Below are 26,870 nucleotides of genomic sequence, written 5' to 3' on the forward strand. Positions count from 1 at the left end.
CAATACACATAAGGTGGAATATGAACGCATTTATTCAAGGTCTTCCAAAAGTAGAGCTGCACTTACATATCGAAGGTTCACTTGAGCCGGAACTCTTATTCAAATTAGCAAAACGAAACGGCATCGAGATCCCTTACTCTTCTCCGAGTGAACTACGCAGCGCATATCAGTTTACAGACTTACAATCATTTCTCGACCTCTATTACCAAGGAGCGGGAGTTCTGCGTACGGAGCAAGATTTTTACGATCTCACTTGGGAATACTTACTGCACTGTAAAGAAGACAACGTTATTCATACCGAAATCTTTTTTGACCCTCAAACACACACAGAACGCGGCATAGACTTTGACACTGTTATCAATGGAATCGCTCGTGCGCTAAAAGATGGTCACGAAAAACTTGGCATTACCTCGCAAATTATTGCGTGTTTTCTCCGTCACCTTTCAGAAGAGAGCGCCATAGAGACCCTACAGGCTATTCTGAAACACCGTGATAAGATCATTGGTGTTGGACTAGATTCTTCAGAACAAGGTCATCCGCCAGCTAAATTCAAGCGCGTATTTAAACAAGCAGTAGAAGAAGGCTTACTTACCGTTGCTCACGCAGGTGAAGAAGGCCCCGCACAAAATATTAGCGATGCAATTGAAATGCTTTACGTGAGCCGCGTGGATCACGGTGTTCGCTGTGTTGATGATGAAGCATTAGTTGAATCCTTAATCGAAAGCCAAATGCCACTGACAGTGTGTCCGTTATCGAATCTTAAGCTATGTGTATTCGACGATATGAAAGATCACAATATTGTGGATTTGCTACGAAAAGGTGTCGCTGTAACGATTAACTCAGACGATCCTGTGTACTTTGGTGGCTACATGACGGATAACTTTCTGGCCGTCAACAACGCACATCCAATGAGTAAGAGTGAACTTGCCCAATTTACAATGAACGCGATTGATGCCAGCTTTATCGATAACGAGTTAAAGGCGAAATATCGTCACCTTGTTAGCCAATACGTAAACCAGCACGAAGCTTTGCAATAAAGGCATCAGTGCCACGCCTTAGGCCAAACGCGTAGGTATTAAAACCCTACAAAAACTCTGTGGTTAACCGCATTTATAAACGCTAGACTGAGAAAGCTAAACTAGCACACAAAAAGGAATAGAATCATGATTCAACAAGGCCAAGCTCTACCAGTTGCAACTCTAAGTGAGTTGACTGCCGATGGTATGGTGAACCACGACGTTACAGAACTGTTTGCGAACAAGAAAGTCGTACTCTTTGCTGTACCTGGCGCATTCACCCCTACCTGTTCAGAAGCCCATCTACCAGGCTATGTGGTATTAGCTGATGAGCTAAAGGCAAAAGGTGTTGATTTAATTGCGTGCGTTTCTGTAAACGATGCATTTGTGATGCAAGCGTGGGGCGAAGCTCAAAACGCTTCTGAGATTTTGATGTTGGGTGATGGCGACGCTAGCTTTACTAAAGCATTAGGTCTTGAAATGGATACAGGCGGCTTTGGTGGTATTCGCTCACAACGTTACGCAATGATCATTGAAAACGGCACAGTGACTAAGCTAAACGTTGAAGAGCCAAAAGAGTTTGAAGCAAGCAAAGCAGAAACGATTTTAGCGGCGCTTTAAGCTTACTCCTAAATACAAAAACGGAAGCCATCGCTTCCGTTTTTTGTTGGTTAACGCATTCTCACAACACTCGTTTGTTGCTTACGCTGCATTTCCGCAAAAGTCAGCACAAACGGGGATGACTGCTTTACACGGCTTGGTAATGAAGAAAGCGCATTGTAGGCATCCTGCTTCGTTTTAAAATCACCAACAGTTACCGTATACCAACGCGTGCCTCGGCTGTTTTTCCAGTTAACCCAAACCGGATGCTTAGGATCGATATAGCGAATATAATCTTTCACATCTTTTTCTTGCTTTAGCGCGAGTACCTGCATCGTGTAATGGTTTGGGTTTAAATAACCATATGCATCCTGAGAGGTCATGACTCCAACACATTGGCCGCTATCGACCTCCTGCTGGTAAGGCATAGCGCAGCCCATGAGCGATAAAATCAATGTCAAAGATAAAATCTTGTGCACGTGTCACTCCATTCTTGTTCTAGTTTCTTTTCTCTCGCACCCAAAAACACAAAACGCTCTTGGTCAGGTAAAAACACACCCTTACAAGAGGGCCTGTGTTTTAACGCAACGAGTATTCCAAAAACGTAAGGCGACCACGTTGGTCGCCTTAGTAAACTGATTTAATAGAAAATTAACAAGATAGAGTGATATAGACAGAAGTTCGCTACTGTTTAGAACCAGCTAGCGACCAATTGCTTAAACCAGTCTAAAATTCGCTTGAATAAACTGCCTTCCTCCACGGACTCCAATGCAACGAGCTCGGCTTCATTTACGACCTTACCGTCGACTTTGTAAAGCACTTTACCAACCACTTGTTGCTCAGAAATTGGCGCAACTAAATCACCGTTGTATTCAACTTCCGCTTGCAGATTTTTTACATCTCCTTTTGGCAAAGTGAGATAAACATCGTTAGCTACGCCGACAGTAAGCTCGTCTTTTTCGCCCATCCAAACTCGAGCTTTCGCAAGTTCCGCACCCGCCTCAGTCGGCATTACCGTATCGTAAAAGCGGAAGCCATAACTCAACAGCTGCTTGCTTTCTGATTCACGAACATTCTCACTCTTCGCTCCCATCACTACGGCAATCAAACGCATATCACCTTGTGTTGCAGAAGTCGCTAGACTATAACCCGCGCCGCTTGTATAACCAGTTTTCATGCCATCGACATTCATACTACGATCACGAAGCAAGCCATTACGGTTGTATTGAGTGATGCCATTGTAAGTAAACGAGGTTTCGCTATACAGCGGATAGATATCAGGTAAGTCACGAATAATCGCTTGGCCCAACTTGGCAATATCATAAGGTGTCGAATATAAACCGTCACTGTCTAGGCCGTGAGGGTTGGTGAATGCCGTGTTAGACAATTCAAGCTTGGCGGCCCAACTATTCATCAAACTCACAAACCCTGATTCACTTCCCGCAACATGCTCAGCAATAGCGACACTGGCATCGTTACCAGATTGAACAATCAGACCACGGTATAAGTCAGACAAAGAAACGGCAGTATTGACTTCAATAAACATTTTTGAAGAATCTGGGAAATTTTTTGCCCAAGCATTTCGGCTGATGACAACCTCATCATTCAACGTAATATTGCCTGTATTAATTTCTTGACCAGCTACATAAGCAGTCATCAACTTCGTTAAACTCGCGGGGTTTAAACGTTTGTGGGCATCACGTTCAACCAGTACTTTCCCCGTATGGAAGTCCATCAAAACATAACCACGAGAACTGAGTTCTGGCGCATTTGGCACAACTGAAGGCGCAGCATAAGCCAACGAGGATACAGCAGCGAACCCTGTAATTAACACTGTGTGTAATATAGTACTTTTTCTCATCATGACATCTTATCTTAGTAGCATTTAAGGCTTACAAACGGTACCCGAATTAATTCAAAGCGCGGGATTACCTAGTTAAAAAACGAGTATATTGAAACGGCGCTCAGTTACAGCCACCTTGTTACGATTGGTTACTTTTACTCAATGTTTGTCGAAAATAATGAGAGGTAGGTAGAGCTTTCGTCTTGAAGAATGAAACAGGAGCGAAAATAATTCCGTAACGCTATGTTTTTTGAGAGGGGAGAAAAAGCGCGCAAGTCAATTCAGGGAGTAAGTTGGTATAGGAAAAGTAGTTGAGCTTTTATCCATATCTAAATAGGAAACAACAAAAACAATCAACAATAAGTCCAGCTAATTACTTACCAAGAAAACATATTGAAAACGCATCATAAAATCGTAATTAATTATCGATAAATTTAAAAACCTAATATTATAATTTATGTAAATTTCATTTATTATTAAACTGGAGAAAAATACAGCTTTCCTTTTTTAAAACTAAGAGACGATTTTTTCGATGTTTTTAGGTTTATCTCATCAGAGAACTTGGTATAACAGTGAGGGATAAGACATCCGGACTTAGCGCGAAAGGATAACCCACTGTTATTTAAGTTCACACGCTGCTTTTTAATGACTAGAGACTTTAAACTGCGGTTACCTTCGGTTTGTGCGGCTATTCTTTGACGTATCCCAACCCAGTACGACTCAAACGACGACATCATACATATCCTCTTTCATGATATAAGCATTAATAATTAAACATCGCTAAAAGCTAAGCTTGTCTTAAATAAAAGTACTAGAAATTGATTTTATTTCTTCAAAACAAATCAACCCGCATATTCCACATAAATTTAGTGGTTATGTCAAATATTAATTATCATTAATTTTATTTATAATGGATATAAAATCAGTTTATAATTTTTAAATAATTTAATTATTAGAAAGCAGTATGACCAGTCCATATTTAACATGGAAATATGAGCTTTGTTTTGCATCATAATATATAAATACATTAAAAATTCATCTACGAACTAAATGCTCTTCAAGAGGTGATATAAATTAGCATTTCGAGACTAAATGAGAATAAAAATAGCGCACCGTATATGGTGCGCTATAGATTTGATTAAGGTCACTGTATAAGCATAGATAAAACTAAACTCATTTGACGTAGCTAGGCCAAGATTGCTTATGGTTTAAGTTTCAATACTTTATCAATATCTTCTGCGCTGTGGCGCTCAGGTAACTGCTCCCATTCTTCACCCCATGAACGGTTCACAATTCGACCACGTTTTACCGCTTCACGCTCATCAATTACTTTTGCCCAACGCACAACGTTTTTGTAGCTTTCTACGTCTAAGAATTCAGCCGCATCGTAAGCACGACCCAACACAAGGTTGCCGTACCATGGCCATGTTGCGATATCAGCGATGCTGTACTCATCGCCACCTAGGAATTCATTGTTCGCAAGACGCTTGTCTAATACATCTAACTGACGTTTTGCTTCCATTGTAAAGCGGTTGATTGGGTACTCGAACTTCTCTGGTGCGTACGCGTAGAAGTGACCAAAACCACCGCCTAGATATGGCGCAGAACCTTGCAGCCAGAATAACCAGTTCATTACCTCAGCACGCTTAGCGCCTTCTTTTGGTAAGAAATGATCAAACTTCTCTGCTAGATAAAACAAGATGTTGCCAGATTCAAACACGTTCACTGGCTCAGAACCCGAACGGTCAACCAATGCCGGAATTTTAGAGTTTGGGTTAACAGCCACAAAGCCAGAGCCAAACTGGTCGCCATCGCCAATCTTAATCAGGTATGCATCGTATTCTGCTGCCGTTACGCCAGCCGCCAAAAGCTCTTCAAACATGATCGTCACTTTCTGACCATTTGGGGTACCCATTGAGTAAAGTTGGAATGGGTGCTCACCAACTGGAAGCTCTTGCTCATGACGTGCGCCAGAATCCGGACGGTTGATGCTCGCCCACTGACCGCCGTTTTCATTATCGTTTGTCCAAACTTTTGGTGGAATGTATTCGTTAGCCATTGTTTTCCCTTATTGTGTTTGAATGCATCTTCAAACTGACGGGTCTTACGCGCCAGCAAGCATTATTAACATCACCTCTTCGCCAACTGCGATTAGGCATACTCAAGATATTAGGTCGAATTCGCTAAATAAAAGTCCTGCAATCTCTTTTAGTTAGAACCTTTGGTTATGGGATTTTCTTTCACGCTATAAGTAAAAACGTCGCGATAATGTGAACTAGGTTCGAGATGCCAATAACGAAGAACAGATCAGATTCAACGGCCCATCCATCATCTCCGTCTGAATCAAACTCGTATCGTGGCAACAACTGATCGAGAAAGCGAACCCGTGTAGGTAATCTGCCAATAGATCCAAACTGTCTTTCTCCACTTGCGGAGACAGTGCCAAAGGCTGAACAATGATTTGATAGCGCTCGGTAAACACTTGAGCAGGGCCATACGATGTCATGCTCAGCATGGTTTGCAATAACCCGTTGTACTCACGCAGCAGTTCAATGTAGCTAATACACAAATTTTTGAGTTCGCCTTGCCAATCTTCATTCACTTTCGGTTGATAAATTTCCTCCACCAGCGATGTGGTCAACGCTTCAAGCAACGCATTCTTGTTTTTGAAGTAGTAATAGATCGCCATAGGATCCACATTTAATTGCGTCGCTAACGAGCGAATACTTGGTACCTTGCTATCCTTTTTCATCAATGACTTAGCTGTATCTAGGATGCTTTCTGCGCTTAACTGCGACTGCTTAGCGGCTGGTCTCCCGCGTTTCTTTTCGTTGACAGACATTTGATCTTCTCGATAAACTCATACTTATTCTACATTGTAGAATTAATTTTAAACCATACTTTAGCTTGGCTCAAGCATCACCATTTTGATGAGGTACTCATGGCAAATATCGTATTTATTGCAACCAGTCTGGACGGTTACATCGCAGATAAGCAGGGCAAACTCGACTGGCTACATTCAGTACCAAATCCAGACAACATTGATACTGGTTTCTTCTCACTGATGGAGCGTATTGATGGCTTGGTAATGGGGCGCAACACCCTAGATGTCGTACTGAGCTTTGATTGCGATTGGCCATACAGCAAACCTGTGTTTGTACTCAGCAATACCATGACAGAAGTGCCACAAGGCTACGAAGACAAAGTCTTTCTAGTAAAAGGCGAGCAAAAAGATGTGCTTGCGGAGCTAAACGCAAAAGGCTTTAACGATCTTTACATCGACGGCGGAGTGACGATTCAGAACTTCCTGAAAGAAGATCTTATCGATGAAATGGTGATCACGCGCTTCCCTATCCTACTTGGCGGCGGCGCACCTCTATTTGGGGATTTAGAACAACCGCTAAACTTCAAAGTCACCAAGAATGAAGTTGTTCTGGATACCTTAGTTCAAACAACTTACGTGCGTGATAGGCAGTTAAGTTAGATAGTTAGAAAGAAAAACGCCCTTCACTAAATCAATGAAGGGCGTTTTAATGTATTCGAAACCGTTACTTAGCTGATTCAAACAAACCAGTTATACCTTTCAAAGGGAAAAGCCTTGCTTGTTCCAACCCTATCAACGTTACTTTACTAAGGTCATCAATAAAGAAACGACTGGTCATCGTGTGTTTGCCACCATTAATGAAAATCTCGATGACAGAATTGTCGATATATATATCAATCGTCTGCTTAGCGTCCAATCTTGGTGCTTTTCGAATGCTACCAAATTCTTCTGCGTACAAATGAGACATGTGACGACGGTCCAGCATAAACTCGTGCTCTGTCGCACTAAAGACGATGTTGTCACCTTTGAGGTTACTCAGCTCAAGTTCAAAGCCATCGCCCTCAAGGTCTAATTGGATCAAACAACTTGTGCTTTCCAGTGTATGGGATTGTGCAAAGACCACCTCTTCTTTTCTTAAACTCTTCAGCTCAGGGAGCGGAGCTTGAACAAGAAAACCATCTTTCAACGTTAGTTCTCTAGGAAGAGACAACATTCCTGCCCACTGGTGTGTGACCGATGGTGTGTCGATTTCTGGCAACCCTATCCATGCAATAAGAATGCGACGCCCATTCTCATCTAAATAGGTTTGTGGGGCGTAGAAATCAAACCCATAATCTGGCTGCAAAATATCTTGGTGGTTTTCTAAAATCATCGACTCTAGGTTCAACTGATCACCCACGATATACGCAGCAGAATAGATGTTTTTGAAATCATAAGGATTATTACTGCTCACGCCCTGTGGAGAAAACAGCATCACCGATTGACCATTAATCTCAAAGAAATCAGGACACTCCCACATGTACCCAAGGTCAGAAAACTTGGTCTTGATAGGACCTTTATGCTGCCACGTTTTCAAATCTTTGCTTTGATAGAGCGCCATTGAACCATGCTCAGTTTTGGTTTGAGCACCCACCACCATCAAATAGTCGTCGCCTTTCTTCCAAACTTTTGGATCACGAAAGTGCTCCGTGTAATGTTCGTTCTCAATGACCACACCATGCTTTTCAATGTTGCCATCTGAATCCATGGTGGCAAAGCACTGTGCTGGAATTCGATTCCAGTTTTGGTCACGCTTATTACCAGTAAAAAACAGCAAAGCCTTGTTGTTTTCCACCAAAGCACCGCCCGAATAGACACCATGTGAATCGTAGTCTTGGTCGGGATGAAGACCCACACCATGATCAGTAAAATGGATGAAGTCTTTAGTAGAAAGGTGGTACCAATACTTCATTCCATGGACTGGTCCCACAGGCGTCCACTGGTAAAAGATGTGGTGCTCACCATTGAAATAGCACAACCCATTTGGGTCATTTAACAGCCCAAATCTAGGGGCGATATGAAAACTAGGAAAGCCTTTATCTTGCTGACGTGAAAGTGTCATTTCTTCGATATCACACTGAGGGATTTGCTCAAGTCGGCGATATCTTTGCTCTACAGTCCAACGGTTGTTTAAGCTCATAATTTTTCTCAACTGAAATTGGATCTGGAGATCATTGCCCAATAAATTGCAGCAATTCTGTCTGGGTCGGAAGCGCGGTCATTGCGCCTTTTTGCGTCGTCGCTAATGCACCACAGCCATTTGCCCATTGAATCGCAGAGCTAACAACAGGATGATTTTTCCAATCGTCATACCTAGACAGGCATGCCAGTAGCCCTCCGACAAAAGCATCACCCGCACCTGTGGTATCAAGCGGACTAACGACTTGACCTGTGATCAGTTCACTCTGACTTTCAAAGACGCGCCAAACACCTTTCGCACCTTGTGTCACCAAGACCAAAGCAATATTCAAAGCGGCTATTTGTTGTAAACCTTGCGCCATCGATGTTGAGTCAGTTAAGAACAAAAGCTCTTCTTCAGAGAACTTAACCACATCGGCCATCGCTACAGCCTTCATCACGACAGCTTGGATTTCTGATTGATCTTGCCACACTTCATCACGCAAGTTAGGGTCAAAGCTAATGAAACCACCAGCGGCTTTTACTCTTTTGATCGCCTCAAATGTGCTGCTTCGACTTGGCTCATTTGCCAGTGAAATCGAGCAGACATGCAGCCAATCACCTTGCTTAAAGTTAGGGATGTCTTCAACAGACATAAACTGATCAGCGCTCGGTTTTACCATAAACGTAAAGCTGCGCTCACCTTGCTCGTCTAAATCCACCACCACTGTTGATGTTCTTTGCTCAGGATCTTTAACGAGAAACTCCGTGCTCACGCCCTCTTGATCGAGCGTTGATTGCATGAATCGACCAAATGGGTCATCACCTACACGTCCAAAAAACGCACTCTTACCAGATAGACGAGCAATAGCTACGGCGACATTCGCTGGTGCACCACCGGGACATTTGAGTAAAGAAGTCTCAGATTCCGGTATTAGATCGACAACAGCATCACCAGTTACCCACACTTGATTCATCTTGCTTACCTTGAAATTAAAGCCCTGATAGTCCAACGTGTTGAACACCTTCACTACCAAGTAAAAATTGAAAAAGGCTAGCCAAGCCATTAGTGCTTGACTAGCACCCCAAACATTTAGGAAAAGAAGTGGATTTTGGGGGACTCCACCCCTAAGGAGTTCAGATTAAGCCGCTGCTTTTCTACCGACTTTAGCGCGGTCACGCATACCAAGAACAATGGTGAGAACAAATGCGGTCAAGAACGCGATCACCATACCCGCGATGTAGTACCCAATCTTCTCTGGCGTAATGGAAATGATGCCTGGAAGACCAGCTGCGCCCAATGCCTGAGCTTTCACATTAAACATTGTGATGAACGCACTTGATAACGCCGCAGCGCAAACTGCCGCAATAAATGGGTAACGTAGTTTTAAGTTAACACCAAACATAGCCGGTTCTGTAATACCCAGCAAACCCGTAACACCAGATGGAATCGCAATACCTTTCATCTTCTTATCTTTGCTCATCACGCCCACCGCCAACGCTGCCGCTCCTTGAGAAACGTTAGACATCGCCGCAATAGGAAAGATAAAGGTGCCGCCCGTCGTCGCAATATCCGCAAGAAGTTGAGTTTCAATCGCAATGAAGCTGTGATGCATACCAGTAATAACAAACGGAGCATAAATAAGACCAAATACCGCACCACCAACAAAGCCAGCAGTGTTGTATAGCCAGTTCAGACCATCACCCAATAGGAAACCAATATCACGCGTGAACGGACCGACGACAGTAAACGTCAGCAAACCCGCTATGAAAATCGCCAGTAATGGCGTTAAAAGGTTGTCTAAAACAGAAGGTATGACTTTACGTAAGCCTAGCTCAACCTTCGCAAGAATGAATGCCGATACCAAAACCGGTAACACCGAACCTTGGTAGCCCACTTTTTGGATTTCAAAGCCAAGAATATTCCAAACCGGAATGTTGCCAGACACAGATGCGCCGCCGAATCCCCAACCATTCAGCAAGTCAGGGTGAACCATCAACATACCTAGCGCCGCCCCTAAATATGGGTTACCGCCAAACTTCTTACTGGCTGAAAATGCCAGCAGAATAGGCAGGTAAACAAACGGCGCGTTCGCAAACGTGTTGATCATGTTCGCCAAGTCTGTCAGTCCTGGGTTGGCATCAATCAAAGATTTGCCATCAATGAACAAGCCTTGAGCAGTCAATAGGTTATAGATACCCATCAACAAACCACCAGCGACGATTGCTGGAATGATTGGAACGAAAATATCAGACAGCCCTTTCACCGCGCGCTGAACAATGTTTTGTTTCTCTGCGCCAGCAGACGCAACGTCGTTGGTGGACATTTCACTCATCCCCGTCAACTTCGCCATTTCTGCATAAACTTGGTTTACGATGCCAGATCCAAAAATGATTTGGTACTGACCCGCAACTTTGAACTGCCCTTTTACTCCTTCAAGGCTATCAATCGCTTGTTCATCTATTTTTTGCTCATCTGCAACGGCAAGGCGTAAGCGTGTCGCACAATGCGCAAGTGCGGTGATGTTGCTTTTACCACCTAATAGAGTTAACAACTCTTTTGCTACTGCCGGATAATTCATTTCATACCCCATTGGATTATTATCTGAGCTTGCGAAATTTTAGGGAACGTTTGCAAAACAGATTTTTGCTCAATAAAACCAAATGATCAAAGATAAAGCAGAGAGAATGTGAGAATGATCGTCAAATTCTCTCCCTAAGAGCAGTATAGGAGGTTAGAATCGCTACTTATCAAAGAGCTTTTCATCTTCTCTTTGCAAACAATCCCAAAAACGAAAAACAGAATGGATAGGAACAATGGCGAGTCTGCATGATGTCGCCCGTCTGGCTGGCGTATCAAAATCAACAGTGTCACGGGTTATAAACGATGAATATGGCGTAAAAGAAGCGACAAAACTGAAAGTCCGCCAAGCAGTAGCGGAGTGTGGCTATGTGCCAAACCAAGTCGCTAAAGATCTAAAATCTCAAAAGACCAATCTGGTTGGTGTCATTGTTCCTCGGGTTTCCTCTCATGCCACATCCCAAGGTGTCGATGGATTAACCGATGTCCTTGAAAAAGCAGGGAAACATGTCTTACTTGCTAGCACTCACCAAGCCCACGAAAAAGAACTGGAATACATTCAGATCTTTAACCAAAAACGGGTTGAAGGGATCATTCTTTACGCCACCCACCTCGATTCCAAGCTGGTAAAAGCAATTCAAAACTCAGCCGTTCCAGTTGTGCTCGTCGGTCAAGATGGTTCCATGTTTAATATTCCAAGCATCATTCATGATGACGCACGAGTAGGGTTTGAAGCGGGAAATAGACTGGTTGCAAAAGGTTGCCAAACCATGGGTTTTATTGGCGTGCAAGGTGACGATATCGCGGTAGATAAGCAACGCTCTGAAGGATTTGTTCAAGCGCTGCAACACCATGGTTTTGAGATCGCCTTCCATGCTCGTGGTGACTTTACCATCGATTCTGGCTATTCATTGGCAAAACAACACTTAACAAAGAACCCTAAGCTAGATGGCTTGTTCTGTGCGACAGACCGTATTGCTATCGGTGCGATGAGAGCGATTCAAGAGCTCGGGTTAACACCGGGTAAAGACGTTTTAGTGCTAGGAGTTGGTGATGATGAGCTCGCATCAGTGTGTACCCCAACCTTATCAACATTTAACTATGCATTTGATAAAGCGGGTGAAAATGGTGCGAAACTGCTACTAGATAGAATTGCCAACAGAAGTTTTGAAATGAGTAAGATGGTACTAACCTTCAAAACAATTGAGCGTCAGTCCTGTTAATGAAAAAGCGCCAACTGAAATCAGTTGGCGCTTTTCTTATTACTCTTTGTCGGTTAGATCCCTTTAGAACCAAGTTTCCATTTGCAGTGCAAACAGAACTTCACCACCATCACCCATCGTTGCAGCACCCGCATCCTGGCTAATCGAGTAGCCATTCAAGTCTTCGCTCCAATCAACGTAGCTAACTGCAAAACGTAGCTCCGGACGGTCAAAGAAACCTGCAGCGGTAGACATCTTAAGCGTTGGTGCGATTGTCGCTTTGTAAAAACTGCCACTTGCTTTATCAATCGCATTGTCTAGGTCCATGTATTGGTATGAGCCTTCATAAACCATCTCAAAGTTCTGCGTAAACTCTTGCGCTAAGCGGATGTTGAACGATGCCCACGTAAATTCATCATTTTTAGCAAAGCGATCTTGGCTGTGTTCTGCTAGCAACGCAGGTGCTACACGCCAGTTGTCGCCGATGCGTGTTACACCATAGCTGAACAAGCGTACGGCTTTTGCGTCTTCTAACAAATCTCCGTTTGAACCGATGCCTTTAAGTTCCGCACCCAGTCCATCACCCATCAAAATACCGGTTTTAGAGAAGCCTTCACTCATGCCAAAGAAGGTATCGCCATGGTAAGCAAACATCGCATGTAAACCTTTGTCCGCTGCGCCTTCTACGCGATCATTGTTATCAGCTGACGTCATGCCGCTCAGCATCAATTGCCAATTACCAAAACGGTTGTTCATTGTCGCGATATAGTTTTCAACATCAGTTGACGAGCTATCAATCTCACCAAAATCACGACCATAGATCGAGAAGTTTGCTTTCCATGAATCGTTCATTTGGACGTCATACACGCCAGCACCAGTACCAGATAGGAAAACGATATCCGAGTCAAAGAAGTGAATGTCAAAGTTATCACGGTCAAATCGTTTACCTGCCCAAAACGTTGCGTCAGCAAACGCACTTGATTCAGAGAACATGCTCAACTTGTTTAGCTCAGCATATACCTGACGAACGTTTAATTGACTCTCACTCGCTGTCCATTCGTTATTGGTTTCCGTACTATCTGCCAACATGATTCGGAACAATGCGCTGGAACCATCATCTGCAAAGCGTTTGTGAATAAGGTTTGCTTCCACATAATGATCATCCTCAACCCCTAATCGTCCAATTGGCGCGCCAATAGCACCAGCTGCCGTCATGTAAGGACCAGTACCCACTGCACCATTCAGATCATCATTAATGAGCAGCCCGGAACGAGCGTAGCCATGAAACTCAAAGCTTGAGGCTTTCTCATTTGCTTCTGTGGATACTTTTTCTGTCTGTTCAAGTCTCTGTTCTAATTCATTAATTCGCTTTTCAAGAGCGTCAACATCTGTTGTTGCGAATGCAGGTGCTGTAACCAGCCCAAGCGCTACTGCCATCGTCAAAGTGTGTAGTTTCATTTCCATAGTCTCACGTAAATTTATACTTAGGTTATTTGCAAACGTTCCCAAGTAAAATTGCAAACTTATGGTGACTTTAAATACCTATCTAAAGTCTGAATTTCAGAGCGCTCAGACTCAGAGCGTCTCTACCACTTGTGTCAATGATGGCGATAATATATAAACTTTTCGGGAACGTTACCGTTAAGAGGCCATTTTGTTACTTCTATCGCGTTCAATTGTGTTACTTACAGAAAAATCATTAACCAGCGCACATTTGAATTAATTGTTAGCGCTAGAGGAAGTAGTTTGAAGGTGACAGGCTACAAGGAAGGAGTTTAGTGTTCATTTGAGAGAATAGTGCTCACTCGCTTCTCTATGCTCCTTGATGGTAACTCATCTCTATTTATTGATGAAAAGTAGCAGCTAAGGTTGAACGTAACTAAGAGCGAAGCGGATCTCGATACCTTGGTTCAAACGACATGAAAGGCAGTTAAGGCCCTTAACTTTCGTGAAGAGCGTTTTGTTATTCTAGTCCAAGCTAACGAAACTCATTTTTGGACAAAAATGAGTTAGATTTCTTGCTCAAACTCACCGATCTAGGATTAGCAACACTAAACCATATTTTCTAGCAGCAAAATGTAAGACCTGACTCCATCGTGTTTTGTAGCTACGAATGCTTATATCCCACTGCCTAGTGGTGCTTAGTTAGGCAGTGAATAATCAATATGAGCTATGAAGTTTAAGTGAGCCTTGTGATTTGGTCTCTGACGATATCTAGAGCTGATTGCAATTGTGGGCGGCTTAATGGACCTGCCAGTGATATCCTCACTGCTGCCGGCACTTCATACCGACCCACAGCAAACATTTCCGCTTCTCTCACTCTGACCCCATGTTTCAACAACGATTGGTTAAAATGATACCCTGTTAACGGCTCTGGCAAAGGTAGCCAGACATTGTAGCCAGGAACGCCGATATGGATTTCGGGAAATACAGTCTTCCAGATCCGATGACGAGCACTGAGTTCCATCGCGATCTCTTCATCTACTGCCTGCATAGCTCCACTGGTTAGCCAACGACATACCAGGTCGATGATTAGAGGGCTAACATACATACAACTGGCTCGTAGCGCACGTTGCAATAAATCCTTAAAGGGTAGTGGCAAAATGATAAATCCCAGTCGTAATCCCCCTGCGAAGTACTTAGAAAAACTGCCCACGTATAAGGTAATATCTGGAGCGATAGCAACTAAGGGACTCTTTCGATCAGGCGGTGGGCAGTAGAGAACATCGTCCTCAATAATCAACACATTGTAACGACGACATATCTCTATGATTTTTAGTCTTCGGCTATCCGTTAACTGAGCTCCGGTCGGGTTCTGTATTCCCGGCGTTAGATAAAGCAGTTTTGGGCGATGCCTCTTACAGTGCAAAGCCATATCTTCTGGATCCAATCCATGTTCATCGACTTTTACTGGCACTAGCTTTCGTTCGGATTGCTGACATGCATAGATGAACTCTGGATAACACAGCCCTTCAGCAAGAATTGTATCTTTAGGGCGGCTCAGAGATTGAATAATCAACGATATCCCGTGTTGCCCTCCATGAGTCCAAACTAGACGCCGTGCATCAATATCGATATTGAATTTGGTCATCAGCCATTGTCGAAGAGTCTCGTTATGACCCTGAATGCCATCAGCGGAGTAGTAATCCAGCACGGCTGCCTGCGCAATTTCCTTGTGTGATAGCTCTTTCAACGCATTCGCCAGAAATTTCGGCTGCGATAATAGCAAAGGTCGGCAACGTGCCAGATCAATGCCTTTTTCTTCCAATACCGGATGATAAAAGTGGTTCAGTTCAGTTTCTCTGTTACGTACATAAGTACCGCTTCCTACTTTTGGTTCCGTTAAGCCCCTCCGCTCTAGCTCCCTATATGCCCTCGTCACCGTTCCAACCGTCACACCTAAGCGATAAGATAAAATACGCTGAGGAGGTAATTTCGTATCTGGTTCGAGTTCACCACTCTCTATCACCTCTGCAATCGCTTCAGCCAGTGCCATAAACTTAGGTCCGGAACGACCCGATATATCAGGGACTAACATTGTCTCTCTCCGAAGGGGTACAATTAATTCTTGTATTCAGGATAAATAAGGCCTGACGAAAATGAAATCAAAGAATTGTCACCATGACGCATTAACTGTAGGTCTCTCTCACTTCATCCCTTTATTCTTGGCTTATCAGCACTAATTTGAGAAGAAAAGAAATGACAACATTATGGGAACTCACTCCAGCGATGAGTTTATTTGCGTTTGTCACCGCCATAACACCCGGCCCAAATAATTTATTGCTCGCCAACTCTGGGGCACAATTTGGTATAAGGAAATCATGGCGACACCTAATTGGTATCCGTATTGGCGTAATAGGGTTAATTCTGCTTTGTGCGTGTGGTGTCGGTGTAGCCCTCCAGACTCATCCAAGTTGGTATCTAGCCATAAAATACATCGGTCTGGTTTACATGTTCTGGCTGATGATTAAGCTGCTATGTACCAACCCTTTCTCGGGCGAACCCACTAAAAGCAAACCAATCAACGTAACTCAGGCTACGTTGTTTCAACTGGGTAATATGAAGGCTTGGATGGCATCACTTGCTTTGGTCACAAGTTATAGTCTCCCTTCTAACTATTGGTTCTCTGTTACATTGATTACTTTCGTGTTTACGACATTCGGACTGTTTGCAAATATTACTTGGGTCTGGATTGGTAAAAAAATTCGTATTTATCTCAATACCGTATTAAGACAGCGCATGTTCAACATCAGCCTAGCGACGATCACATTCATATCATTGTTACCAGTTTTGGGGCACTCTGCCTGAATGGCAAAGATTAGAATTTTGTATGCCTAAAAGTGTAGATTATCTAAATTCGGATTTTGAATTGTAACGCACTTCGGGGCACTTCTGTGCTACGAAGTGCCAACTGTAAAGGTTCTGTACAGAAATCATTTACGGGAATTTGAATATTAACAAGCAATGAATTTATTAAAAGCATGGAAAGTAGATCGTGTTTGATAACACAGCTCAAAGTCCACTAGAGCTCTAGTTCAACAACATTGCTTAAGTGTGTCTATACACAAATGCAACTCGAAACTAACCAAACTCGCAAACATTGTGACACAGGCATATCAGAGGTTTTGCCAGTGCCCTTTTCCCAGAGGTGATTACTTAGCTAGCTACTGTTCCACAAACGTTTGCCAATAACACATATCTGCCCCCCCAAATTTCATCATTAAAGTCATAAAGTGGATTGTGAAGTGCCGCTCTACCGCATTAATCGACGCCATTAACAACTATGTTATAGCAGCTTTTTACCTCACGTTGCATTAAGGGGACCTCTTCACTATCAACGGACAACGCATATAGAGTACATACATCTTAATTGAAGTACCCCCAACCCAAAGTATTATGATTTAAAACTAATACCAAAATTTAACTCCAGTTTTGGTATTCCACACTTTTCGTGTCGTATATTTGAGCGCCAATACTAAAAGCAACGCTGGATTTAGTACATGTACTCAAAATGTGCATAAACTTTTGTTGTATTCCTGTACCTACTCAACAACATTATTGCCACCTTTAGCTGTCGCCAATGCTACCTTCTAGTTAAGTTCAGGAGAGTTGTTTCCACGTCTTTCAGTTATAATATGTTTCAATGATTCTAAAAGCCTGTCAAAACAGGTCAATAACTGAAAACCATGTTCGAAGATTAGGGCGACTTCTGTTAAGCCTTGTGCTTAAGCTAATTAAAACAAAGTTGAATTCTGGAGTTTGAGGTGATAATGGAACAAATATCAACCTAAACCTAAACCTAAACCTAAACCTAAACCCAAAAACTTTACGACAGAACATTAATTTTAGAAAGTTCTATAACACGATCTGCTCGTTCGATAGTTTGCTTTCGATGTGCTATTACGACCTTAGTAACTCCAAGTTGAGCTAAGTTATTATTGACCGAAATTTCATTGTTTTCATCTAAATGACTTGAGGATTCATCTAAACATAATAACTTTGGTGATTTATACAATGCTCTGGCTAAAAACAAACGTTGCAACTGCCCGCCGGAAAACGCGCTCCCCATGTCCCCTACTAAAGAGTGATATCCCATTGGCATTAAGTCTATATCATCCGAAATACAAGCCATTTTGCAGCAATCGAGCATCTTTTTTTCATCAAGGCTAGAATCAAACATCGTAATATTTTCTGCAATCGTACCGGATAACAAGCTATCATTTTGCATCACAGAACCAATACAGGATCGATACTCACTCAAGTTAAAAGCAGTGATATCAATGCCATCAAGAAAGATCTTCCCTTGAGTAGGCTTTAGTAACCCTAATAAAAGCTTCATCAAGGTGGTTTTGCCACATCCAGAAGGCCCTGTAATTGCGATACATTCACCAGGTTTTACATCGAAAGACACTGACTTTAAAACCCACTCTGTATTATCTGCATAGCGAAAGGCAAGGTTTTCCACTGTCAAGTGCCCTTGAATTTGTGTAGGTAAGACAGCTTTTGCATCGGTACTTTCTCGATTTTCTAGTGCTATATCGGAGAGCCGTTCAAGATGGAGCCCAAGTAATTTAAAGGAGATTACGTTATCAATGAATGCGAACATACTTGAAGTAAACTGTCCTTTGTAAGCAATAAATGCTAGAAGCATTCCAACTGTCAACTCGTTCTCCATTGTTGCTAATGCACCAAAGTACACAACCAATATTGATTCAAGTCCAGATAGTAGGTTGACCAACACTCCTTCAGAGATACGTAGCTTACCCAATCGAATGTCAGTATTGATAACTTCCGCGTATCGGTTGAGCCAATTGTTTTGCCTCACCGACTCATGGCTAAATAATTTTATAGTTTGAATCGCCCTAATAGACTCAAGAAAATTAGAATCTTCCTTCGCACTAGCAACAATCGACTCTTCTGTAACTTGACGGCAAGGATAGTAAAAAAAAACCTGAATAATAAACGATGTAAATACAAACCCTAAAACTAAGGTCGCTAACATAGGGTGATATAAATACATCATGATAATAACGACTATAGCCATGACACCATCAATAAATGTCTCGACTAAACCTGTCGTAAACAACTCTCGAATAGAATTGAGGGAACTAAAGCGTGAAACAACATCGCCGACATGACGTTTTTCAAAATATAACAAAGGTAAACGTATCATATGCTGAAATAGATTTGCACCCATTTGAATGTTAAGGGCACTACTGAGGCGAATTACGATCCAGCTCCGAAACGCACTGATTAGAATTTGGACTAGATTGAGTAATGCAAACCCAGAAGCAAGTACAAATAGCAGAGGTTTATCGTTACTGAGTAAAACATTATCTATCACCCATTGCATGTAATAGGGGGAAATCAATGCCGAAAATTGTAATAGCAATGAAAGTATCAATAACGTACCTAAAGTTCGTTTAAGGCCTGTCACCTTTTCCCACAACTGATTGATACGAATTGTTTTACTAGTATCATTTTTCTCAAACTTGGCGGTAGGAGTGAGTTCCAACGCTATACCCGTAAATGATTGACTAAACTGTGCGAGAGTGAGTTTACGTCGACCAAAAGCAGGGTCATTGATATAAACGTGCCTTGACGAGACTTTCGTAAGTACTACAAAATGATCAAGATTCCAATGTAGAACACATGGTAATGCAAGGTGTGAGATATCTTCGGCTTCACATTTGACTCCGCGGCCCGCGAGATGTAGTTGATCTGCTATGTGAATTACTTGCTTGAGATTCATTCCTTGTAATCCAAGCTTCATGTGACTACGCAGAGAGCTAACGTTTACTTTATGACCGTAGAACGATGAAATCATGGCCAAGCATGCTAAACCACACTCTGATACCTCTGACTGTAATATGATAGGTACACGCTTAAGACCTGAGAAAGAAAGTAGATCTAGGGATTGAGTTGTGATCTTGTCAGATATATTTGAGACTTCCATTAACCTAATTGCCCTTTAAGCGCGTAAATGGGGTCTAGGAGCCATTCTAGCAATGTTCTCTTCTCTAGTATAATGTCTGCATCAGCTATCATACCTACCTTAAGTGGAAATTCTTTTCCATAGGCGGTAACTGACTGCTGATTTATCTTTGCTCTAACACGGTACACTGCTTCATTAATTTTAACCGGTAGCACTTTGTCTGTTGGCAAGATCAATGCTTTATCCATATTCACAACCGCCCCCGTTATCAAACCAAATTTTTGGTAAGGAAAAGCATCAAATCGAACTTGTACTATATCTCCATTCTGAACAAAACCTGCAGAACGTGTCGGAAGTAGTAATTCAATTTCCAACGATGAATTCTCAGGAATGATGCTAAGAATGGGAGATTGGTTATTTATACGCATGCCTAACGATGGATGAATTGCAGTTACCACTCCTGATTCTGGTGCCATTTTTACAAATTCATATTGGTTTTCTAACTCGTATTGCCTTGTCTCCAATTCGGAAATTTGTCTTTCTAATAGAGCTTTCTTTATTAACATCTTTTCTGGCAAGCTTTCTAATTCAGACTCCAATTTAGATAAATCAACCATAGTTATTGCTATTTCTCTCTCAAAACGATCATTCGTTTCCTTAGTTTCGAGATATTCTTCTTGAAACATAGAAAGCTGTGTATCAGAAATATACCTTTTTTTAAATAGTTTTAAGTTTTTTAAGTATTGTTCTTCTTTAATAGTCAGGCGTCTTTTATTCGTGGCTCTTGCTTTTTTCACAGAAGACAAACTCTGATTTAATTGTACAATCTGTCGCTCAATCCGTAACCGTTCATTTCCAAGAATTTTCTCTCTTGTCTTAAGCTCTACCCGAAGTGTTGATATCTGCTTACCAATTTCTTTACTCAATGCATCAGATAGTTCCATACCAGTTGCTAAACTTTGACTATTTCTGACCTTGATTAATGGTTGCCCAGCGGTAACGTATTCGGCCTCTTGAACATATAGTTCATCTACAACACCTTCTCTATCCGAGAACACTTTAACTAACCCTTTCTCTGGAATTAAGTACCCTTTAACTTTCTCTTTACGTGAGTACTCAGAATGTGTGAGAAACATTACGACCAAAATAAATATCAAGAATATCATTAAAGAAGAAGTATAAATTGATATAGGCTGAACAATTATTATATTCCCAGTAATTCTGGTTCGCTTAGATTTAACAACCTCATCCCTAAACAGCATTGATTCCATTCCAAAATTATAGAATTTAGATATATCTATAGTATGCCCTAATCATATAAATGGAATAGTGAATAATTCACAAAACATGTGCCAAATGTCACACATCATGAATTTATGTAATAATTATGTTGAAATCATTCACTTTGAGAGCGTATAAGTCATACAGCAGCGCAATATTTCATTAACAAAACTAGTTTTATTGTGTTGTTTGCAAAAGCACCGGCTTTTTAAGGTCACGCTAATATAAGTTAAATTGACAAGGATATAAATAATGAAGAAAGTGACTTGCTCTAAAGTTCAAACTTTAAGTGAAGAAGATTTAAATCAAGTTGTAGGCGGCTTTGACCCCAGAAATCCAAATGATTATACAAATGCAATAAATGAGATTGTAGGTAGTGCGTTAGGCGGTGGTCAGTATGGTGGTTCTGGTACAAATGCAGCAAACATTAAGAAAGGTAACGATATGGGTCAAAGCACTCCAATTAAAACCGGAGGCTGTAATACCCGAGCCAGTGGCAGAGGTCGAGGTTCAAGTAGCAGTTCGAGTAGCGGTTCTGGCCTAAATGTAATTCGCGTTTTCGCTGCTAAAGCATCTTAGAAACTTAAAACTAATAGCCAAACTTAAATATAACTGTACCATAACTTTCCATATTTTTACCAAATAAGGTTGTTTTTGTTAATTATTTAGTTGATTTAGTTCTTTATATGAAAATGTTTCTCATTTCAAAAGTTACAAATCAAGTTTGGCTTATTCTATAGATTTTTAGGCTTTGGCTTATACTGTTTGGTATTGAGACTAAAAATTTTTTGGTTGACTGTACGGATTAATTATTAGTTAACAAATAGCTAATTAGATTTATCTGCGTCAAAGTAATTAAACTTTAATAACTTTTAATATGAAAAAAAAATCACTCTTCTTTTTGGGATTTTTTGCGTTATTGTTCTTCTTGTCGTGGTTATTGTTTTCTAACGCAAATACTTCTAGAGAGAATGAACTAGTAGTGCATAAATGTAGTAAAAATGATACATTAACCACCACTTTAAAGTTTTTCGTCGAGCGCTCAATTGATATGAGTGAAGACGAGATTTTACTCCAGATTTCCGAATTAGTGGCCACCTCCAATCAAGTTTTGCAACGTTCATGTATACCTATTGAACGTCTCTTGACTAGTGTTACTTTTGTTGATAATGCTTTCACTCCGCACAGTGCGAAAGAATTTTCACTTTTATACGATCGCCTGATAAACAATTTGTCTGACCAAGAAAAGCAAGAGCATCTAGGGTCATTAACTGACTTTATAGTTGTTGTCGTTAAGACTCTACCATCAGAATATAAAGGTTACACTTATCCTGGAGACGTTGCTCGAATGGCTGCTATTACACTAAATGGTAACCAATATGTTCTTGAACATGAACTAGGCCACCTTGCAATGGCAGGTCATGAGAAAGGCGGACTCCAATGGTTTCAGTCAGCACAATCCCAAGCGCACGCTTACCATTGCGGACCTTACCGTACAGTAATGAATGAGAACCTAAAAGATGGTTTTGTGATTGGTTTGTATTCGAACCCTGATATTAGTATTGGTGGTCAGCAATGTGGAGTGCAAAACGAAGCTAACAATAGTGAGGTGCTCAGGCAATGGGTTACTTTTACTCAAGAGAAGCAAAAATTGCTAGAGAAAGTACGAGGATAATTAATTGGTCGACTTATTTAAACGAGCGGTCTGCACGTTCGATAAATTTATAGATGAAGAGAACTATGATCTAATCAATGAGATTATCTGCAAAGAAAACATAAGAACGAGAGAACTTTCTAGCTTAAATATGTATGAAGTGCCAAATTCGTGTCATTTTATCTGGCTTGGTAACCTTAACCTAAATAGCTTGGATTACTTAAATATCTGGCAAAAAAAAACTTCATCTTTGACACTTTGGATAGACAGTCAAACACAATACTCTTCTTTGAGAAATGAATTATTGAACTTAATTTGCAATAAAAATGGCTGTAATCTTATAAAATCACAAAATATTTTATATCAATTTGCAACAAAAAATGGGATTTCAAGCTTAGATAAAACATTAGAGTCATACTCTCAAATTTATTTCCCAGAATTAGTATTCAAACTTCAATTAGAGAAAGATAAATATAGTCATAATTTATCAATTTTGGAAAGTAAGTTTGAAGTCAAAGATATACGTGGAGATTTTGAAGCTATTTTTTTTGATGATGATTTCAAAAAGTTCTACTTGTATGAAACGATCTTAAGGGGTAATTTCGCAGCTGCAAGCGATATATTAAGAATATTGATCCTTAAGTTGTATGGTGGTGTTTATATTGATGTGGATACACTTCCTAAATTGGAATACAACTCCACATTACTTCAACATACAAGCCAACTGACCCCTTCTCTTTTAAATTTAGTTGATGTTGTACTTAGTCACACCGCCGCATCTCAGTTGCTAGGTAGCAATCCTAAGAATGAACCTGAGTTAGATGGTTGTATTGAGCTGCTCAATGCGCATCACCCGAAGGTCTTATCTGAGTTAGAACAAGTCATCTCTAAGGGGCTGCATTTTTCAATGTTTAAATATCCTGTTGTACACCGGCACCTTTTATCGATATCAGCTTCTAAGAACAGTTTGGGTGAATTTAATAATAATCTCATAGCTGCTCATCCAAACTCAAAAGCGCTGGGGATAGTATTAAGAGAAATGAAAAAACGCTATCGACACTGTGAAACTCACGGCTACATATTTGAGGCGTTATCTAATACTAGGATGAATGACGATGATTATTACCGAAGACTCCAGCACTATCGTTATGATGGACTTAAAAAAGGAGTTGATGAAGAAGTAACCCTTATACTAACTGGACCATCACTATTGTTAGAAGTCATGATTGGATGTGCTTATCAATTGTGCAAACTAGACAACGAAGCAAGCCCCAGTGCTATCTCCTATGCTTTTAAACTTAGACAGTTTGGTCTTTCTTATTCAGAGCAAACTATGTTCACCCTCAAACACATAAACTCTTCTTGGATGAATAAATGAGATTATTACTAATTTTGATATTTAGCTTCTCCAGTTATACGTATGCTAACGAAAAGTCCATTTTAGGCAGTTGGAAATGCATCAAAGACGGACCCGCCGCAGCCACTATTGATAAGACCATCTACAGTCAAGAATCCTTTCAAAGTGATATATTCACACTACTATTAAAAGTCCCCGGTGGAGAGGTTTTACGATACAAGACAGCAGTAAAAGGGCAATGGAAATTGTTAGATAATACTGTGCATCACCAAATCCAAGAGATCCAAATTACAGCGCTCAATGAACTAGCATCTTCTTATGTCAAAGTACTTAGAAAAAAGGCAGATAATATCACTGGATACAGCTCAAAAATTCACAGTGTTGGTCCTCGCTTTATGAGTTTTTGGGTCTCCTCACAAAGTCTTAGCTACTGTTTTAAAATATAATGTGCTTTATTGCGTGGTTTAGTTTCAAAGCCAAGCGAATTTTTTGCGAAATTCAACTTGAGATTGAACACTAACAAAATTGTCTGCATTTTAAACGATATACTGAGTTTCGAGTATGCCTATTCCTGTTAGTTTGTTGAGTTATTTTATCATGGCGTATGTCTCCGAAAATTTCGAAGCGTTAGTGAAGCGCATATGTAGGAGAGGAATAAAGTTTCATACTACTTCCTACTACAAAGTCTGACTCACGCTACAACTGAGTGATAAAGTATCAAACTGGTTGTCTTGAGCATCCACAGATTGAGCGGTCCCATTCAAACACGTTTCTGGACATTTTTGAGTTAGTGATTTTGCTAAATTAGCGAAATACTGATTAGTTTATGTATGGATGGGCTTCAAATGCGTGGCCAAACTCCTTTGGCCACTACAAACGGTAGGATTAGTATCCCATTAACCAACCAAGGTGTGTTAGCTCCAAGAATGGTAAGAATGCTGAAAATTGGCTAGGACATTCGTGACGTGCACCACCCAGTGGACGTTAATGATATTACCCCTATGAAGATGCCCCTGCGCTATGTGACGAAGTATTGGCAGTGATTACCAAGCTTCCTCAAAAAGTAAACGGCTATTTACTTTCATTGATTACCAGTTCGCTAGTGGCCATCTTCACTAAACCTTTAATCGCAAGTCTCGGGTGGAAGAACATAAGTTTTGCTTGAGAACTTCAATGCAAGCTCCCGTTCAGATACACATTCAATATAGCCTTTCTCATTAAGCTCTTGTTTTGTTGATACATTCGTATGCCAACCATATGCAAAGGAAGCCAAGAATAAGCAGCTTAGAACTAGCACAACCGCTTTAGGTAACCATCTTAAGCATCGGCCAGTAGTGAATACTATCAATGACAATAACGATGCAGTGATCATTGCGTAGCTAAGAGCCAGTAATGACGCGTCATTTAGTGGGCTGTATATTTCGACCACATTTGGGAGACTTTCTGAGTCGTAAAGGCCATTGGTAGAGAACGGGACTATGATCAATGATGATGCTATGCATGCCGCCAAAAATAGTCCAGAGCGAAAACGATTAATTTTCATCAATCAACCTCTCAATTTCTTTTTTCATTGGTTCGGTGAACTTGTATTGGTCATCAATAGCCGAAACAACTTTACCAATACCGAAAGCAGTAAGCACAAAGAAACCCAACAATAACGCTGTTGGTGGCGCTGCAAACGCTGCGGTAACTCCAACTCTAAGCCCTATCGTTATGCCTTGAGCAATCACACCAGCAACCACACCTTTTGATACATCCGATGTAAACTGTCCTACTACCTCACCTAGCGTTTTTTCATCGTGCAATATGTAATCAACTGCATTAACCGCACCAATGAACACAAGTTCTACATAGATATTGCTGCTCAAGAAACTGACATTGCCTCGAACGGTGTTTAGGTCGTGGCCAATTTTAAGCATTTTAGACGTTGCTTCCTGCCAACGGACACCTAAATCTAAATATCGAGGCTTGTAGTTCTCAACCACAATGTTCATTACACCATTGATATTGACGGCTTTGGCGGTTGCCCCAAATCCACCGAGAGCTTTGGCCACGTCATAAGCGTCTTTAAGTCCCTTGCTAACGCCAGTGTAGTCCTTACCTATAGTGAGCTGTCCGTGCGTGTCTTTAATGAGCAAATCCAAATACTCGTTGGCTTCTTCAACGGTTAGTACGGCAATACTGACGTTCTCTTGTTGAGAGGTGTCCCATTGATATTCTTTAGCTTGCTTTTGTAAATCATCGTCCCATTCTTTTTCTGTTAAGCCATAAGCTTGTTGGGCAGCTTTGCGTTCAGCAAGAACGCGCTCTCTATTTTCAGCCCATCGTTTCTCATCGCTCGCGGTATATCTCAGCTCTTCCTGACGTTCTAGGCGTTGACGTACTGTACGTTCTCTTGTGGTTTTTTGTCTTTCTACTGGATCTACAGGAGCGGATTCATATCTCATGGGGTTTAGTTTTACTAGTAAATGAAAAAGGATAATAACAATATTTTCAGTGCTTTATCATTCCCCAACAAGATGCCTCGAGGAATTAACTGGTTAAATAGGCAAATTATCAAGTCAAACAAGCAATAGTGAAGGGGCAGTTATGTTGGTTTGTATTCTATCGGATAACTTTTTGTAGGGTAAATTTACATCAGCAAGATATGAAAGAGCATTTACTCTGAATGACTTTGGGGCAAAACCTTCTTAGAACTATTACATACACAACGTGCCCACTACGAATGTGTTCACGGGTAAAAACACCATATGTATCGCTTCAACTAAACAGGTACCGTACACAAAGACCACAGCCAACATCGACCAACTTCTTGGATTTGTATCCAACTTTTTGGCTCGATAAGTAAATTACCACCTTCTAAAGAAGGTGGCTTTGTGTGAGCCCCCTAAAAGGGGGCCTTTGTTTAGTCCAGCGCCAA

The 26,870-nt window shown here is 41.2% G+C and carries 21 protein-coding genes; 9 read left to right on the plus strand and 12 right to left on the minus strand.

Annotation, left to right across the window (positions count from 1 at the left end):
• Positions 1-20 precede the first annotated feature (20 nt).
• Positions 21-1,037, plus strand: coding sequence for an adenosine deaminase (locus tag R7P74_RS13910; RefSeq protein WP_017819853.1), 1,017 nt, complete (start codon positions 21-23; stop codon positions 1,035-1,037).
• A 126-nt stretch (positions 1,038-1,163) separates the two neighbouring features.
• Complete coding sequence (locus tag R7P74_RS13915) at positions 1,164-1,637, plus strand: peroxiredoxin (RefSeq protein WP_005373699.1); 474 nt, start codon at positions 1,164-1,166, stop codon at positions 1,635-1,637.
• Between the two features lie 50 nt (positions 1,638-1,687).
• Here the strand turns inward: R7P74_RS13915 and R7P74_RS13920 are convergent, their stop codons facing one another.
• The 4 genes from R7P74_RS13920 to R7P74_RS13935 all read right to left on the minus strand — a co-directional run bounded on the left by R7P74_RS13920 (position 1,688) and on the right by R7P74_RS13935 (position 6,301).
• Positions 1,688-2,095, minus strand: coding sequence for an SPOR domain-containing protein (locus R7P74_RS13920; protein ID WP_005373701.1), 408 nt, complete (start codon positions 2,093-2,095; stop codon positions 1,688-1,690).
• Between the two features lie 212 nt (positions 2,096-2,307).
• Complete coding sequence (locus R7P74_RS13925) at positions 2,308-3,477, minus strand: D-alanyl-D-alanine carboxypeptidase family protein (RefSeq protein ID WP_318122921.1); 1,170 nt, start codon at positions 3,475-3,477, stop codon at positions 2,308-2,310.
• 1,183 nt (positions 3,478-4,660) lie between these two features.
• Positions 4,661-5,518: a glutathione-dependent disulfide-bond oxidoreductase gene (gene yghU, locus R7P74_RS13930; RefSeq protein ID WP_005373705.1), complete on the minus strand. Its 858-nt coding sequence runs from the start codon at positions 5,516-5,518 to the stop codon at positions 4,661-4,663.
• A 216-nt stretch (positions 5,519-5,734) separates the two neighbouring features.
• On the minus strand, positions 5,735-6,301 hold the full coding sequence (locus tag R7P74_RS13935) for a TetR/AcrR family transcriptional regulator (protein ID WP_054576133.1): 567 nt from the start codon (positions 6,299-6,301) through the stop codon (positions 5,735-5,737).
• A gap of 99 nt (positions 6,302-6,400) precedes the next feature.
• On the opposite strand from R7P74_RS13935, the gene R7P74_RS13940 reads away from it, so the two are divergent.
• Complete coding sequence (locus tag R7P74_RS13940) at positions 6,401-6,943, plus strand: dihydrofolate reductase family protein (RefSeq protein WP_054576134.1); 543 nt, start codon at positions 6,401-6,403, stop codon at positions 6,941-6,943.
• A 64-nt stretch (positions 6,944-7,007) separates the two neighbouring features.
• Here the strand turns inward: R7P74_RS13940 and R7P74_RS13945 are convergent, their stop codons facing one another.
• The 3 genes from R7P74_RS13945 to R7P74_RS13955 all read right to left on the minus strand — a co-directional run bounded on the left by R7P74_RS13945 (position 7,008) and on the right by R7P74_RS13955 (position 11,022).
• Positions 7,008-8,462 carry a sucrose-6-phosphate hydrolase gene (locus R7P74_RS13945; protein ID WP_064354873.1) on the minus strand — a complete coding sequence of 485 codons (1,455 nt, stop codon included), beginning with the start codon at positions 8,460-8,462 and terminating at the stop codon, positions 7,008-7,010.
• Between the two features lie 31 nt (positions 8,463-8,493).
• Positions 8,494-9,417 carry an aminoimidazole riboside kinase gene (locus tag R7P74_RS13950; protein WP_225474196.1) on the minus strand — a complete coding sequence of 308 codons (924 nt, stop codon included), beginning with the start codon at positions 9,415-9,417 and terminating at the stop codon, positions 8,494-8,496.
• A 165-nt stretch (positions 9,418-9,582) separates the two neighbouring features.
• Entirely contained in the window at positions 9,583-11,022 is a 1,440-nt protein-coding gene (locus R7P74_RS13955) for a sucrose-specific PTS transporter subunit IIBC (RefSeq protein ID WP_025767958.1), read from the minus strand.
• A gap of 235 nt (positions 11,023-11,257) precedes the next feature.
• Between R7P74_RS13955 and R7P74_RS13960 the strand changes: the two genes are divergently transcribed.
• Positions 11,258-12,244 carry a LacI family DNA-binding transcriptional regulator gene (locus R7P74_RS13960; RefSeq protein WP_005373712.1) on the plus strand — a complete coding sequence of 329 codons (987 nt, stop codon included), beginning with the start codon at positions 11,258-11,260 and terminating at the stop codon, positions 12,242-12,244.
• 63 nt (positions 12,245-12,307) lie between these two features.
• Here R7P74_RS13960 and R7P74_RS13965 read toward each other — a convergent pair whose 3' ends face one another.
• Both R7P74_RS13965 and R7P74_RS13970 read right to left on the minus strand, forming a co-directional pair.
• Positions 12,308-13,681 carry a carbohydrate porin gene (locus tag R7P74_RS13965; RefSeq protein ID WP_225474204.1) on the minus strand — a complete coding sequence of 458 codons (1,374 nt, stop codon included), beginning with the start codon at positions 13,679-13,681 and terminating at the stop codon, positions 12,308-12,310.
• A 721-nt stretch (positions 13,682-14,402) separates the two neighbouring features.
• Positions 14,403-15,761, minus strand: coding sequence for an aminotransferase-like domain-containing protein (locus R7P74_RS13970; protein ID WP_225474197.1), 1,359 nt, complete (start codon positions 15,759-15,761; stop codon positions 14,403-14,405).
• A 161-nt stretch (positions 15,762-15,922) separates the two neighbouring features.
• On the opposite strand from R7P74_RS13970, the gene R7P74_RS13975 reads away from it, so the two are divergent.
• Positions 15,923-16,531: a LysE family translocator gene (locus R7P74_RS13975; RefSeq protein WP_225474198.1), complete on the plus strand. Its 609-nt coding sequence runs from the start codon at positions 15,923-15,925 to the stop codon at positions 16,529-16,531.
• Between the two features lie 1,018 nt (positions 16,532-17,549).
• Here R7P74_RS13975 and R7P74_RS13980 read toward each other — a convergent pair.
• Both R7P74_RS13980 and R7P74_RS13985 read right to left on the minus strand, forming a co-directional pair.
• On the minus strand, positions 17,550-19,679 hold the full coding sequence (locus R7P74_RS13980) for a peptidase domain-containing ABC transporter (protein ID WP_225474199.1): 2,130 nt from the start codon (positions 19,677-19,679) through the stop codon (positions 17,550-17,552).
• Complete coding sequence (locus R7P74_RS13985; protein WP_262634369.1) at positions 19,679-20,929, minus strand: HlyD family efflux transporter periplasmic adaptor subunit; 1,251 nt, start codon at positions 20,927-20,929, stop codon at positions 19,679-19,681. Before R7P74_RS13985 ends, R7P74_RS13980 begins: the two co-directional genes overlap by 1 nt.
• 262 nt (positions 20,930-21,191) lie before the next feature.
• On the opposite strand from R7P74_RS13985, the gene R7P74_RS13990 reads away from it, so the two are divergent.
• From R7P74_RS13990 to R7P74_RS14005, 4 genes are all read left to right on the plus strand, one after another.
• Entirely contained in the window at positions 21,192-21,518 is a 327-nt protein-coding gene (locus tag R7P74_RS13990) for a hypothetical protein (protein ID WP_171346316.1), read from the plus strand.
• Between the two features lie 298 nt (positions 21,519-21,816).
• The gene (locus R7P74_RS13995; protein WP_171346317.1) at positions 21,817-22,614 is read left to right on the plus strand and encodes a hypothetical protein; all 798 of its coding nucleotides are present in this window, start codon (positions 21,817-21,819) and stop codon (positions 22,612-22,614) included.
• Positions 22,615-22,618: 4 nt separating this feature from the next.
• Entirely contained in the window at positions 22,619-23,971 is a 1,353-nt protein-coding gene (locus R7P74_RS14000) for a TcdA/TcdB catalytic glycosyltransferase domain-containing protein (protein ID WP_225474201.1), read from the plus strand.
• Positions 23,968-24,396: a hypothetical protein gene (locus tag R7P74_RS14005; RefSeq protein ID WP_225474202.1), complete on the plus strand. Its 429-nt coding sequence runs from the start codon at positions 23,968-23,970 to the stop codon at positions 24,394-24,396. Before R7P74_RS14000 ends, R7P74_RS14005 begins: the two co-directional genes overlap by 4 nt.
• 1,086 nt (positions 24,397-25,482) lie before the next feature.
• Here the strand turns inward: R7P74_RS14005 and R7P74_RS14010 are convergent.
• Entirely contained in the window at positions 25,483-26,397 is a 915-nt protein-coding gene (locus tag R7P74_RS14010; RefSeq protein WP_225474203.1) for a hypothetical protein, read from the minus strand.
• Positions 26,398-26,870 lie beyond the last annotated feature (473 nt).

The sequence above is a fragment of the Vibrio sp. 2033 genome (assembly GCF_033339735.1).

Coding starts and splice junctions, on each gene's coding strand:
- R7P74_RS13910 (WP_017819853.1), top strand. CDS start 21: ATGAACGCATTTATTCAAGGTCTTCCAAAAGTAGAGCTGCACTTACAT.
- R7P74_RS14010 (WP_225474203.1), bottom strand. CDS start 26,397: ATGAGATATGAATCCGCTCCTGTAGATCCAGTAGAAAGACAAAAAACC.
- R7P74_RS13915 (WP_005373699.1), top strand. CDS start 1,164: ATGATTCAACAAGGCCAAGCTCTACCAGTTGCAACTCTAAGTGAGTTG.
- R7P74_RS13980 (WP_225474199.1), bottom strand. CDS start 19,679: ATGGAAGTCTCAAATATATCTGACAAGATCACAACTCAATCCCTAGAT.
- R7P74_RS14005 (WP_225474202.1), top strand. CDS start 23,968: ATGAGATTATTACTAATTTTGATATTTAGCTTCTCCAGTTATACGTAT.
- R7P74_RS13925 (WP_318122921.1), bottom strand. CDS start 3,477: ATGAGAAAAAGTACTATATTACACACAGTGTTAATTACAGGGTTCGCT.
- R7P74_RS13975 (WP_225474198.1), top strand. CDS start 15,923: ATGACAACATTATGGGAACTCACTCCAGCGATGAGTTTATTTGCGTTT.
- R7P74_RS13945 (WP_064354873.1), bottom strand. CDS start 8,462: ATGAGCTTAAACAACCGTTGGACTGTAGAGCAAAGATATCGCCGACTT.
- R7P74_RS13985 (WP_262634369.1), bottom strand. CDS start 20,929: ATGGAATCAATGCTGTTTAGGGATGAGGTTGTTAAATCTAAGCGAACC.
- R7P74_RS13950 (WP_225474196.1), bottom strand. CDS start 9,417: ATGAATCAAGTGTGGGTAACTGGTGATGCTGTTGTCGATCTAATACCG.
- R7P74_RS13935 (WP_054576133.1), bottom strand. CDS start 6,301: ATGTCTGTCAACGAAAAGAAACGCGGGAGACCAGCCGCTAAGCAGTCG.
- yghU (WP_005373705.1), bottom strand. CDS start 5,518: ATGGCTAACGAATACATTCCACCAAAAGTTTGGACAAACGATAATGAA.
- R7P74_RS13940 (WP_054576134.1), top strand. CDS start 6,401: ATGGCAAATATCGTATTTATTGCAACCAGTCTGGACGGTTACATCGCA.
- R7P74_RS13960 (WP_005373712.1), top strand. CDS start 11,258: ATGGCGAGTCTGCATGATGTCGCCCGTCTGGCTGGCGTATCAAAATCA.
- R7P74_RS13955 (WP_025767958.1), bottom strand. CDS start 11,022: ATGAATTATCCGGCAGTAGCAAAAGAGTTGTTAACTCTATTAGGTGGT.
- R7P74_RS13965 (WP_225474204.1), bottom strand. CDS start 13,681: ATGAAACTACACACTTTGACGATGGCAGTAGCGCTTGGGCTGGTTACA.
- R7P74_RS13990 (WP_171346316.1), top strand. CDS start 21,192: ATGAAGAAAGTGACTTGCTCTAAAGTTCAAACTTTAAGTGAAGAAGAT.
- R7P74_RS13995 (WP_171346317.1), top strand. CDS start 21,817: ATGAAAAAAAAATCACTCTTCTTTTTGGGATTTTTTGCGTTATTGTTC.
- R7P74_RS13970 (WP_225474197.1), bottom strand. CDS start 15,761: ATGTTAGTCCCTGATATATCGGGTCGTTCCGGACCTAAGTTTATGGCA.